Source organism: Maribacter sp. MMG018 (assembly GCF_018100785.1).
Taxonomy (GTDB): Bacteria; Bacteroidota; Bacteroidia; order Flavobacteriales; family Flavobacteriaceae; genus Maribacter.
The window spans coordinates 922,542-935,915 of the sequence record NZ_JAGJEC010000002.1 but is presented as its reverse complement, the minus strand read 5'-3'; the positions used below and the strand labels follow the sequence as shown (position 1 = coordinate 935,915).

Genomic DNA, 13,374 nt, shown 5'->3' with positions numbered 1-13,374 from the left:
AAATAAAGTTTGGTGTTAGTTTATTTAATTTCTTGACCTGTCTTACACAATAGATAAGACCAAGAAAGTATAGTAAATATAACTGTTTTCATTGTCTAAATGAAGCCTTGAACGTGCTGATTATAAATCTTCTATTGTTGCACAAAGTGGTCAATACAGATTGTGTAATAGAACCGTAATTTTTTAGTACATCATAAAACGATACTTTTCTATTGTTTTTTGCGTTATATACAAACGATTTATTTAAACGAAGATATGAAAGGTCCAGTAACATTGATTTGCTCTTGTGTTGTACTATTTACAATGTTTTCTTGTAGTTCTACCAATAGGTTGACGATGGGAGTAGTAGAACCTGCCCAAATACCCTTGGCCTCCGACATAACCAAAATTGGTATTGTAAATAGGAGCTTGCCTTCAGAAAACAATAAGGCTATAGACGAAATAGATAAAATATTGTCTTTAGAAGGTTTGAATTTTGATAAAGAGGGAGCTGAATATGCGGTAACCGGACTTTTCGACGAATTAAGTAGAAACAATCGTTTTGAAAGTATAAAGTTGATCGAGACAAGTGAAGACCATCGTAAAGGACTTGCAGTATTTCCTGCGGCACTGCCTTGGGATACCGTAGAGAAAATTTGTAAAGAGAATGATGTCGATGTTCTTTTTTCCTTAGCTTATTATGATACCGATACCAATGCAGATTATCAAATGACCGAAGTAACCGTACCTAATGGTCTAGGGGTTAAAATAAAGGTGCCGGGGCACAGGATTACATTGAATACCGTTGTAAAAAATGGATGGCGTATCTATGATCCTGTAGGTAAAAGAATTCTGGATGAATATACCTCAAAGAATTATGTAACCTCTACGGGAGAAGGTATTAACCCTGTAAGGGCTCTTGAAGCGGTAGTTGGTAGAAAAGAAGGGGTAATGCAGATCAGCAGTGACCTGGGCAATAACTACGGCCTTAATGTAAAGCCATTGAGCAGAAGGGTTTCTCGTGATTACTTTGTAAGGGGAACCGATAATTTTGTGGTCGCCATGCGTAGGGCTAGGGCAGGAGATTGGAACGGAGCCGCCGAACTATGGGAGAAAGAACTGAACAATCCGAAGGCCAAAGTTGCCGGAAGAGCTTATTACAACATGGCCATTATCAACGAAATTAATGGAAACCTAGAAAAGGCAATGGAAATGGCCTCTACCTCGTATACGGATTACAACAATCCTATTGCTTTAAAATACATAAATATCTTAAAAAGAAGAATTGGTGATCAACAGGTTCTAAACCAACAATTGGCCAAATAAATTTAGTTGTTCAAAGCGCTTTTATATGTATTTAAACAACGCTCACGGGCTTCTTTATGATCTACCATTTTATTTGGGTAACTAAGTTCTTGTAACTCTGGAACCCATTTATTTATATACTCTTTTTGTTTATCGAATTTATCGACTTGGGTCATTGGGTTAAAAATCCGAAAATATGGTGCGGCATCGACTCCGCTACCCGCTGCCCATTGCCAGTTACCGACATTAGAGCTCATTTCATAATCTAACAGTTTTTCGGCAAAATAAGTTTCGCCCCATCGCCAATCTATCAATAGGTGTTTACATAAAAAGCTGGCAGTCAACATGCGCACTCTATTGTGCATATAACCGGTAGCATTTAGCTCTCGCATACCGGCATCTACCAAGGCATAACCCGTTTGCCCATTTTTCCATTTTTCAAATTCATCCTCGTTGTTCCGCCATTCTATACGGTCATATTTCGGTTTAAAAGACTCATTTTTTGTATGTGGAAAATGCCATAGAATTTGCATAAAAAATTCTCTCCAGATGAGTTCACTCAAAAAAGTCTGGTTATCCTCGGAAATGGCTTTTTTAATTATTTTCCGAATGGAAACTGTGCCAAAACGTAAATGAGGTCCAAGTTTAGAAGTGCCGTCTTTTATGGCTGGATAGTTTCTGGTATTCTCATAATTGTCTATCAGACTAGGTGTTACCACATAGTCTTGAACAGAAATATTCGATTTGACAAAACCTAGGCTTTTCAACGTAAGATTGGGTAGCTTGGTGTTTTTTATAAGATTATGAAAATAATGGGTAGCGTCGTGATCGGTTAAATGTTTATCGGGACTAAAATTCTCTTTCCACTTGTTTTTATAGGGGGTATATACCACATAAGGGGTGCCATCTTGCTTTAAGATATCTGATTTTTCAAAGATTACTTGATCTTTAAAGGTTTTGAAAACGATACCTTGTTCATGCAAAAACTGTTCTATTTCCCCATCCCTTTCTTTAGCGTATGGTTCATAATCGCGATTGGTAAAAACTGTCTTTATATCATATGTGTGGAGCAAATCTTTAAAAATAGTTATGGGTTTTCCTTTAAAAATTGCAAGTGATGTGCCATTTTCTTTTTCTAGTTTAGCACGTAGTTGTTGAACAAGGTCGAATATGAAAGTTACACGCGCATCATTTTTTGGTAATTTGGAAAGTATGTCCGTATCAAAAATAAAAATGGGCAATACATTGCACTCTTCTTTTAATGCCGCTAACAGGCCTACATTGTCGTCAACTCTTAAATCACGGCGAAACCAGAATATGGAAACCTTTTTTTTGGACATTTAGTTTAAATTTAAAGTAGATAGACCACCGTCTATATTAATTACCTGCCCCGTGATCCAAGAACTTTTGTCGCTCAATAAAAAAACGGCGGCGTTGGCTATATCTTCCGCTTTGCCGACACGCTTCAATGGATGCTTGCTCCCCATAGATTCTTTTTTCTTTTCATTGTTCAATAATCTGCCCGCCAAGGGAGTATTTATCAAGGAAGGCGCTATTATATTTACTCTTATTTTAGGAGCATATTCGGCTGCCAAAGATTTTGAAAATCCTTCTATGGCCCCTTTTGCAGCAGCTATACTTGTGTGAAAGGGCATTCCGTTATCTACGGCAACGGTACTAAAAAATACCATAGACGATTCTGAGGACATCTGCGAAATAACAGTTTTGACTATGTTCACCAGACCAAAAAAATTAATATGCATATCTTTTTGAAAAGCTTCGATATCCATTCTTTTAAAAGGTTTAAGATTAATACTCCCGGGGCAGTATATAAAACCATCCAATAGACCGGGAAGTAAATCTTTGTCCAATTCGTCTTTGCTGACATCAAAGGGCAAATGTGTGACGTTATGATGAGAGGTGGCGGGCATTGTTCTCGATGCTACGAACAATTTATTGGTTTCTTGTAACTGAGCTACTATAGAAGCTCCAATGCCATATGACCCACCTATTAATAATATGTTTTTCATCTACTTCTATTTTATTTGCAGTTCATGTTTATGACCATCTATGGAACCGAACAATTGAATCAATTTTTCAGCTCTGTAATTAAAAATACGATGGAGCTGTTTTCTTACGATGATATAATTTGCGAGACGCCCGAGAATTCCAAAGGGAATTTTATAATCTATTACATCCTTCATTTCCACTCCACCTTCTATTTTTTTTATAAAATGTTTATGGTGCCATAGTGCATAAGGTCCAAAGCGTTGTTCATCCACAAAATATTCACCTTCTTTAAGGTGGGTAATTTCGGTTACCCATTTGGTGGTGTACCAAGGAAATGGTTTTACGATATATTGTACTATTTGCCCCGAATACATTGGTAGTTCATTCCCCGATGTAATGGTGAACGACATATTTTGTGGTGTTATCGTACGCAAGTTGTTGGGGTCCGATAAAAAATTCCATGCTTCGTCTATAGAAATTGGTAATAGTTGTTTTGAATGTAAGCGATATAGTTTCATTTACCGGGTTTTAGCAAATATAGAACCAATTTTGTTTAATAAATAATATAAATAGTTAAACAATAATTAAAAAAGAAGATGATTGTTCGCTTTAAACCATTACTTGGTCGATTAAAACGGTCTCGTATAGTAAATACGGTGTAATATTCGTGAGGGTAGAATTGATTTTGTAAATTTCCTTCTTTCGTTATATATTGATTATGAAGGTTTTAATTGCGATACTTTTATTTTTGCACACTTTGTTGTTAGTGGCACAACAGACGGTTACAGAAGTAGGTGCCTTGCCGGATGCTATTGATGAATCTTCTGGTCTAATATTTTTTAACGACCGGTTGGTGACACATAACGATTCGGGCAATGGAGCTATTTTGTATGAGCTTGACACACTATCGTTAGAAATTGTAAGGGAAGTGAGCATCATAAACGTTGAGAATAACGACTGGGAAGCTCTTACCCAAGACGACAATTATATTTACATTGGTGATATAGGAAACAATAACGGTACGCGCAAGAATCTGGCCGTATACAGAATAGCGAAAGAAACGTATTTGGAGTCGGATACCGTTTCTGCGGAAAATATCAATTTTGCGTATGAAGGGCAAGAGGATTTTAATGACAATGGCGATTCTAATTGGGATGCCGAAGCTCTGGTTTCTATAGGTGGACAGTTGGTAATATTTACAAAACAGTGGCAATCTAACGGTACGGTCGCTTATGCGATACCCAATGTACCTGGCGATCATATAGCATCGGCCATAGGTACGCTGAACGATATCGGACTTGTAACGGATGCTACTTACGATAATCAATCGAACGAACTTTATTTGTTGGGATATTCAAGTATTCTCACCCCTTTTTTATTAAAATATACAGAGGTTACCCTATCTGAAATATTTAATAATCCAGAAAGTGAAATAGATTTGGGCCTTTCTTTTGTGCAAACGGAGGGAATTACAAAAATATCTGACAATAAACTTTTTATAACATCTGAATATTTTTCTAGACAATCACCATCCATTACTTCAGAAGCAAGAGTGTTCAAGGTCGATTTTTTAAAAACATCGCTTTCCGAACCAACCGATTTAGAACCAGGGGAACAGGAGAATTACAAAGCCGAAGAACATGTGATTATATATAAAGACCAAGCAACTGATGAGTTTATATATGAAATTAAAACAAAGGATAACATTGAGGGAATTTCAATTTTTGATTGTTCCGGAAGGCTTCTCCAGTCATATGGGGAGTTGATGAACAAAGGATCGATCTCTAAAATTTTTCCTTCTTTTAATATCTACTATTTTACCGTTTACCTAAATACTCGCGTAGTTTCTGTTCCCTTTGTCGTGTATTGACTCCTATATTTTATTTAGTATTTTGTTAACATTTGACGCTTATGTTTATATTTAGTTTTGCTAGAACACTAAAAACTAATTAAATATGAACAAAGTAATACTTTTTTTATTAGCGGTAGTCGCTTCTTTATCGTTAGAAGCGCAGATAAATACCCCGGCCCCGAGTCCGGCTTCAACAATTACACAAATGGTAGGATTAACAAATGTTACCATTGATTACTCCCGTCCTTCAATGAGGGGTAGAAAAGTATATGGCGATTTGGTTCCTTTCGGTAAGTTGTGGAGAACCGGTGCCAATGCCTATACCAAAATTTCTTTTGATACAGATGTTACCATTGCCGGTAGTAAAGTAAAGGCAGGTACGTATTCTATTTTCTCCAAACCTGGTGAAAAGAATTGGGAAGTCTTCTTTTATACCGATATAGATGGTGGAGGAACCCCTAAGAACTGGGATGAAAATAAGGTTGTTGCCAAGGCTTCTGTACCGGTATATTCTATGGATATGCCTGTAGAGACATTTACCATTACAATAGACGACTTAAAATCTGGTGGTGCCAACATCGGAATCATATGGGAGAATACCTATGTAGCCATTCCTTTTGAGGTACCTACCGATGAAGCGGTAATGAGCAATATAGAAAGAATATTATCGGGCCCAAGTGCAGGTGATTATTATGCTGCCGCGGTATATTACGCTAGCGAAGGGAAAGATATTAAAAAAGCGAAGGAATGGATGGACAAGGCTATGTCTATGACCGAAAATCCCGCTTACTGGCAACTAAGACAACAGTCCCTTATTTTGGCAAAAGCAGGAGATAAAAAAGGAGCTATCGAAGCTGCGAAAAAATCTTTGGTAAAAGCAAAAGAGCAAGGAAATGACGATTATGTTAAGATGAATCAAGACTCCTTAAAAGAATGGGGAGCTATGTAATAACGTAGCCGAATTAATAAAAAAGCCCCATGGCAACTAGCTATGGGGCTTTTTTAATGGTCAATAAATACCTTTATTCTATTACATGCACGCCGTCATCAATATGTAAATGATAGACTTCGGCATCAATGCCAGTTTCTTCCTTGTACGAATTAATGATTGTATCGACCGTCTTTTTTCGATGATCTGTTTTGATCAGATTTATGGTACAACCACCGAATCCGCCTCCCATCATACGGGCTCCCATGAAGCCATCCAATTCTTGGCCCGTTTTTACCAAAAAGTCTAATTCAGGTGTGGTTATTTCAAATTCTTTTGACATCGCCCAATGGCCTTGCAGGAGTATTTTACCTGTTTCATCGGCATTGCCGGATTCTAGGCATTCAATCATTTTTAAAACCCTATTGTTTTCTTCGATTACATATTTGGCACGCTTATAATCCTTTTCATCTAGGGTAGGTTTACAGTTCTCCAAATCGGCCAAGGTAACATCTCTCATTGAGTCGACCCCATTTTTGGTTTCCCCCACTTTAGAAAAGACCAGCTCACACGATGTTCTTCTTTTATTGTATTCAGAATCTACGGCAAGGTTGTGTTTTATATTCGAATTGATCAGTACCCAACTGTATCCATTAAGATTAATGGGAATGTACTTATGGGTTAGATCTCTACAATCTAAAAAGAGAGCATTGGATTTTTTCCCGAATAATACGGCATATTGGTCCATTAGGCCACAATTAAGACCAATCTTATGTTCTGCCTGTTGTGCTATCAACGCTATTTCTTCTCTAGAGATAGATAGGTCTAAAGCATTGGACAAGGCAAAAATAAACCCACAACAAAGGGCGGCTGAAGACGAAAGCCCAGATCCTATAGGAATATCACCTCCGAAAACACAGTCAAAACCTTTTAGGGTGTACTTTTTTTCAATTAATATTTCGATAATGGCCTTAAAATAGTTTCCCCAAAAAGCATTAAAAGGTTCATGTTTTCCTTCTAGGTCAAAGGAAATCTGCTCTGGTAGCGTTAAAAAGGTTTCAACGGTAATATGGTCACTATCATTTTTGTGAACGGCAAAATAAATTGCTTTTTCAATAGAAGCAGGTAAGACCAAACCCATATTATAATCGGTATGTTCGCCGATTAAATTTACCCTGCCGGGCGATTTTACCATTATTGGGCTGTTACCGTATTTGGACATGAAAAAGTCTTTAACTTTAGTGTGAACCATAATTGGATGATGTATTATAAAGGAAAATTATATGTAAATTAATTTGTGCTAAGTGGTTTGTTTAACATTCTATCGAACGCTTCGAAGATTATTGCAGTGCAAATAACAAGGGCCGCACCAATAAAGTTCAACCAGAGGTAACCTAGCTTTTCTTCTCCGGACGGATATATATGTATTAGGTTGTAGTATATAATACAAATAATGATCTGAGTAATGACCGCTGCAAAAAATACGGCATTTCCCTTTACGAACTTGAAGAAAAAAGCCAGTAGAAAAATACCTAGTACATTGCCGTAGAAAATACTTCCGATAATGTTGACCAACTGAATTAGATTGTCGAATAAATTAGCGATACACGCTATTAAGATAGCTATGATACCCCAGATAAAAGTGAAAAATTTTGAGGCTTTAACATAATGCTTTTCTGTAAAAACCCCCTTTTTATTTCGCTTGTATAGATCCAAAGCGGTAATGGTACCCAAGGCATTTAGTTCTGAGGCGGTAGAAGACATAGCGGCAGATAGTATTACAGCCAATAATAGTCCAATGAGTCCTTTTGGTAAATTATTAAGAATAAAATGGATAAAGACATAATCTTTATCATTGGTCTCAACAGAGCTATCGGCCTGCGAGATCAATGATTTTGCAGCTATTCTATTAGTGCTGTCTTTTTGGTTAATTCTGATTATTTGTTGCTTGGCCTCTTGTACGGCGGTGTATTCTTTAATATCCAATGCGGCGGAAAACTGATTTTGGGCAATACGTTTCTCTGCCTCCAAAGCTACTTGCCCTTCTTGCAATAGTTTATAATCATCTGCATAGGGCGAATCCATAATCGCCTGTGTGGCTGCAGGGTTGAAATTGAGGGGAGAAGGATTGTATTGATAGAATACAAAGACCATGACCCCGACCAATAGGATAAAAAATTGCATCGGTATCTTAAAAATGGCATTAAATACGAGCCCTAATTGACTTTCTCGAATAGATTTACCTGACAAATAACGTTGCACCTGACTTTGGTCCGTTCCAAAATAGGCCAAGGCCAAGAACAAACCTCCTGTTATTCCGCTCCAGAAAGTATACCTACTTTTTGTATTCAGGTCAAAATCCAAAATATTCAATTTATTACTGGCCCCCGCTATTTTAAGAGCTTTTGAAAAAGTGATATCCGAGGGGAGGTAACCCAGAATGAAAAAGAATGCAACGAACATTCCTGTCATTATAATGAACATCTGTTGTTTTTGGGTAACACTTACCGCTTTTGTACCACCCGAAACGGTATAGATAATTACTAGGGTACCAATAATAATATTTAAGGTGCCAAGGTCCCATCCTAAAACCGCCGATAAAATAATAGAGGGGGCAAAAATGGTGATTCCGGCAGCAAGCCCTCTTTGCATTAAAAACAATATGGCCGCTAAAGAACGGGTTTTTAAATCAAATCTACTTTCTAGAAATTCATAGGCTGTGTACACTTTCATCCTATGATACATTGGTACAAACACCAGACAAATAATAATCATGGCCAATGGTAGGCCAAAATAGAACTGAACAAATCCAATACCATCGTGAAAGGCTTGTCCGGGAGTAGATAAAAAGGTAATGGCACTAGCTTGCGTAGCCATGACCGAAAGGCCTATGGTCCACCATTTTGCTTCATTACCTCCCCTTACATAATCATTGACATTGGTACTTCCTTTTGTTTTCCAAACGCCATAAGACACAATAAAAAGCAGTGTACCACAAAGAATAGTCCAGTCTAAAGTACCCATATTATGTAAATGATATCATTATATAGTAAAAAAAGAGGATGTAAATAAAATTCAGTATCAGAACTAAGGTATATTCTTTTTTCCAGCTTTTATTTTCATCTTTTTCCCGACTCATCCTTTAACCTTTTCTTTATTTTCTAATTTATTCTTACCAACGGACAGCATGTTGGAAAACAGCTTGTATGCACCCGGTACACCGGCGGGCAGTTCTCTAAAAAAGCTTAGCCCCGTATAAATATAATTCCCTTTTCCGTACGGTGCTATAAGTAAACTTCCTTTTGTAGCGGGTTCTCCTTCATCTTTCATCTCCAAAATTGGCGTAAATTCCTTACTCCATTTATCTGGAAAATAAAGTCCTCTTTCCTGTACCCATCCTTCAAAATCCTTGTTGGTTATTTTATTTGGATAATTTACTAAATCATTATCTTTCGCTATAATTTTCACCTCTGAATTTTCATCGGTCACGCGATCTCTGGAAACCTTAAGTTCATAAGGAGCAATATTATCAAATTGATCTGCCCATCTACCGGCCGTATTATATTGCACAATTACCGTACCACCTTCTTTTACATATTCTAAAATATATTTTTGTTTAAAAGATAGTTCGTTTACCACATTATATGCCCTGATTCCTAAAACCACGGCGTCGTATTTTTGTAGTGAATTTAATGAAATTTCAGAGGGGTCGATAGAGTGCACTGTATACCCTATCTGTTCTAAACTTGTAGGTACTTCATCTCCGGCACCCATTATATAGCCAATGTTTTGACCAGATTTACGAATGTTCAATCTTACCACCTTGGTTTCTGCAGGCATTAAAATAGTTTGTGTAGGCACATGGTCATACGCGATCGTAACCAAGTCTTTGGTAATCTTTTTCCCGTTTATGGTCAGAATAGAGGAAATTTTACTTTCATCTTCCGATCCTGGAGGTGTTAGGTTAAAATAGAATGTTTGTTCATCTCCCTTTTTCTCGATATTAAATTGTTGAATATTCGAATCTATTTTCCATTTGTCGCCAACATTAAGCCGTATAGAACCTGATACCTTGTTCTTATGGGCCTTTATGGTTATCGGAATTAATTTAGGTGAATCGTCCGCGAAAATTATAACCTTGTCCTTAAGGTGTGAGGTGGCCTCAGGAACTATTTCAAAAGGTTGGTATATTTCACCTTTATCGGGCTTGGCATATTTATAAACTACATTTTTGGTTATCGGAATTTTAATACCATCGTACATTAGGTCAAAAGTAACCTTAAAGGCCCTCGGTGTTTCGGATTTACCAATAAGGTTCGGGTCTTTTACGGTATAGGTGCCTAAAGTACCGGTCTCCATTAACCAATAAGGACTGGTATATTTGGTAGTCGATGGTATCTCTATTGATATTTTGTTTTTTATGCTTACGTTGTTTTTAAGTGTCTTAGGTTCAGTAATTTTAGGTTGGCCGTTTATAAGTACCGATTCTAGAACAATCTCTTTGTTACTTCTGTTCAGTGCCTCGATATTAAATTCTATTGTTTCACTGGCGTTGGAAAATGGTTGATTCGTAAAAGCTTCTAGGTGAAGTCCGGCTACAGCTTCGATTATAGATTTTAGTTCTTCGGATTTTATTCTTTTCCAATGGGTGTCCGTAACTTTTTGAAGTAGGGCATAGGCCCTTACCAAATCGGATAGATGTACGGATGGGTCTTTAAAGTTGAATTCCGCTTCTACTTTATTTAATATTTTGCCTATTTCGTCACCACCTTCAATTCTTGACCAAGTGGTGTTAATACCCTCGAAAGGGTCACTTTTCTCCTGTGGCAGGTCTCCTTTTAGTAGTTCTAGATATTCTTGCTCAGAACCTCTGGTTCTTAATCTGCCAAATCCTTGACATAAATGCTGACTGCTGGCAATTGCGGCGATTTCATTGTTGGACATGCCCAACATGGGATAATATGTGCCAATATCAACATTCAACAGTTTAGATTTGTCCGCTTTCTTAAATTTTTCCTGACTTCCATAAAACCACCACGAAGTGTTGAAAAACAAACGTCTTGGTTGCCATAGATCGGTACGTCCTAACTGATCGCTATAAGCATTGGGGTCGTTTGCCAAGTCAAATGCCTCTACGCTTAACATGGCTGAAGCTGTGTGGTGGCCATGTGTGGTACCGGGAGTTCTGTGATCAAAACGATTGATAATAATATCGGGCTTAAACTTTCTTATGGCAGACACCACATCACTTAGAATAAGCTCTTTGTCCCAAATTTTTAATGTTTCTTTAGGGGTTTTCGAATAACCAAAGTCATTAGCTCTTGAAAACATTTGTTCGCCACCATCTACACGCCTGGCCGCCAATAATTCTTGAGTTCTTAAAACTCCTAATAACTCCCTTAATTCAGGACCTATTAAATTTTGTCCGCCATCGCCCCTAGTCAACGAAAGGTAGCCTGTACGTGCATGTAAACTGTTAGATAAATAGGAGATCAGCCTCGTGTTTTCATCATCTGGGTGAGCGGCAATATATAGTGCCGTTCCCAAAAAATTCAATTTTTGGATCGAGTGGTAAATATCGGAAGGAGACGTGGTCTTTGGTACTTGGGCCGTAAGCGTACTTACAAAGTAGAAGCCACATATAAAACATACCAGAATATGGCGCATCATGTTGGTTTTTGGTCTGATTTCAAATATAACAAGATTAATACCCTAGATTCACTTTTTTTACAACTTCTTTAACAACTAAGCTTCTTCTACATCCTTAAGAGCAGGTTCGTCCTTATAGGTCGAAATTAAAATAATTCCTTTTTGTAGCACAAGATTATTGGGATAGGTTAAAATTTCTCCGTTACCTCTTCTTAAGTGTAAATGGAACGCTCTAATATCCTCGATTACAAAAATTTCATTTTCCGGATTTTCAGAATCGGATAGCTCTTTATCAAGAATACGTATGGTATTTCCAATTTTGAAAGGGAAAGAAAAAAATATGACTACCCCGGCCGTAATATTACTTAAAATGGACCATTGCGCAAATAAAGCGACACCGATTACGGCAAAAACAGATGAAAGTAACAGGCCTAGGTCTTTATAATTTACTCCCCATATTAAGGTGAGTGCAACAAACGATAATATGAAAACACCCACATTGATATACTTAATGATCAAATTGGTTCTTACAGGGTTGAAATCACTTATTTTACCCACTTTTCTTACCAGAGAGGAAAAAACGATTTTTAAGATGATGACTAAGACGAATAATACAAGGCTGGATAACAGTTGGCTTTTGTGGCCTGTAATAAATTCTTCCATAAATTATAAACCTAAACTATCTCGTAAATATATATCCTTGTTGTGGTTTTGTTGCCAATAAGGAGTTTTAATGCTTTTGATTTTTTTTGCCTTTGAGGTTAAAATTTGAGCGTTGGGCCCATAACCACCTTTAAAGGAGTCGGACCAACCTTCTATGGTGTAAGGGAAGTCGGCCGAGAAATGAATGGTCAAGGTTCTTTCCAGTTCAGGGTAGGTTATTTCATAACTATTGATATTGCTTTCGGTGGTCAAGGTAGCTTTTGCCTTGTAGGCCTTTAGTTCTTTATGGCTTAGCCGAACATATTCTAATGAAGGTATAATTTCTAGATCTCCCTTTGGTAGATCATCGGGGTTTATTCTGATCATGTTCCATATTTCGTTCTCTAAAACGGTCTTGTCCAAATTTAGGCTTTGATCCGCTTCCGATTCAAAATAAGAATGTGACCTAATTTCAAACTTATCTTTATTGTTTAGTTGCGCATATACATGCCCACACCATTCTTGGGCAGAAAAAGAAACCTTAAGCGCATGTTGGTTGTTATGTACCGGGTAGAATGTACTGGTCATAATGGAGTAGGGGTAGATTCCGGTCAAATATTTTTTAGTGGTATTTAACTTGAGCACCGGAATGTTGTCCGGGTTTTGCGCATCTGCCTTTACTTGCTTTTCTTTTAGAAAAGGTTCGGTGACATAGATCAAGACCGCTTTTCCATCTCGTACTTCACCATATCTTACCTGTTCTAATTCATATGAAGTAATCTCGGCATTGCCCGCATACCAATATTTTTTAAACTCGTTCGTAAGTGGCTTTTTGGTATTGGGGGCCTTAATCTCTTTATCCGCTGACGAACTAGAATCTATATCTGCATTCGTACTGTCTTTACAAGATGTTACACACGTAGATACAATGGCACATAAAACAACCAAAAGCTCAAATGTCAACCACTTTTTAAACATAATCGTTTCTTTTTCTTTAAGTTAAACAAAA

General features: G+C 37.3%; 11 protein-coding genes. 3 read left to right on the top strand and 8 right to left on the bottom strand.

Translation table 11 applies throughout. From position 1 onward, the window contains the following. The first annotated feature begins 255 nt into the window (after positions 1-255). Complete coding sequence (locus tag J8L85_RS12460) at positions 256-1,305, top strand: DUF6340 family protein (protein ID WP_211017684.1); 1,050 nt, start codon at positions 256-258, stop codon at positions 1,303-1,305. A 2-nt stretch (positions 1,306-1,307) separates the two neighbouring features. Here the strand turns inward: J8L85_RS12460 and J8L85_RS12455 are convergent, their stop codons facing one another. The 3 genes from J8L85_RS12455 to J8L85_RS12445 are packed head-to-tail and all read right to left on the bottom strand — an operon-like array spanning position 1,308 to position 3,812. After that, the gene (locus tag J8L85_RS12455) at positions 1,308-2,624 is read right to left on the bottom strand and encodes a deoxyribodipyrimidine photo-lyase (RefSeq protein ID WP_211017683.1); all 1,317 of its coding nucleotides are present in this window, start codon (positions 2,622-2,624) and stop codon (positions 1,308-1,310) included. After that, positions 2,625-3,314, bottom strand: coding sequence for an SDR family oxidoreductase (locus tag J8L85_RS12450; protein ID WP_211017682.1), 690 nt, complete (start codon positions 3,312-3,314; stop codon positions 2,625-2,627). A gap of 6 nt (positions 3,315-3,320) precedes the next feature. After that, a complete protein-coding gene (locus tag J8L85_RS12445; RefSeq protein WP_211017681.1) occupies positions 3,321-3,812 on the bottom strand; it encodes an SRPBCC family protein in 492 nt (163 codons plus the stop codon). Positions 3,813-4,012: 200 nt separating this feature from the next. Here J8L85_RS12445 and J8L85_RS12440 point away from each other — a divergent pair, with 200 nt between their 5' ends. Together J8L85_RS12440 and J8L85_RS12435 are read left to right on the top strand one after the other, a co-directional pair. After that, positions 4,013-5,164, top strand: coding sequence for a T9SS C-terminal target domain-containing protein (locus J8L85_RS12440; RefSeq protein ID WP_211017679.1), 1,152 nt, complete (start codon positions 4,013-4,015; stop codon positions 5,162-5,164). A gap of 85 nt (positions 5,165-5,249) precedes the next feature. Further along, complete coding sequence (locus J8L85_RS12435; protein ID WP_211017677.1) at positions 5,250-6,095, top strand: DUF2911 domain-containing protein; 846 nt, start codon at positions 5,250-5,252, stop codon at positions 6,093-6,095. A 73-nt stretch (positions 6,096-6,168) separates the two neighbouring features. Here the strand turns inward: J8L85_RS12435 and galK are convergent, their stop codons facing one another. The 5 genes from galK to J8L85_RS12410 form a co-directional block, all read right to left on the bottom strand. Beyond that, on the bottom strand, positions 6,169-7,326 hold the full coding sequence (gene galK / locus J8L85_RS12430) for a galactokinase (protein ID WP_282103038.1): 1,158 nt from the start codon (positions 7,324-7,326) through the stop codon (positions 6,169-6,171). Positions 7,327-7,364: 38 nt separating this feature from the next. After that, a complete protein-coding gene (locus tag J8L85_RS12425; RefSeq protein WP_211017674.1) occupies positions 7,365-9,098 on the bottom strand; it encodes a sodium:solute symporter in 1,734 nt (577 codons plus the stop codon). A 111-nt stretch (positions 9,099-9,209) separates the two neighbouring features. Then, a complete protein-coding gene (locus J8L85_RS12420) occupies positions 9,210-11,741 on the bottom strand; it encodes a PIG-L family deacetylase (protein ID WP_211018286.1) in 2,532 nt (843 codons plus the stop codon). Positions 11,742-11,819: 78 nt separating this feature from the next. Next, positions 11,820-12,386 (bottom strand): mechanosensitive ion channel domain-containing protein, encoded by a 567-nt coding sequence (locus J8L85_RS12415; protein ID WP_211017671.1) that lies wholly within the window; start codon positions 12,384-12,386, stop codon positions 11,820-11,822. 3 nt (positions 12,387-12,389) lie between these two features. Next, positions 12,390-13,343: a septum formation inhibitor Maf gene (locus tag J8L85_RS12410; protein ID WP_211017669.1), complete on the bottom strand. Its 954-nt coding sequence runs from the start codon at positions 13,341-13,343 to the stop codon at positions 12,390-12,392. Positions 13,344-13,374 lie beyond the last annotated feature (31 nt).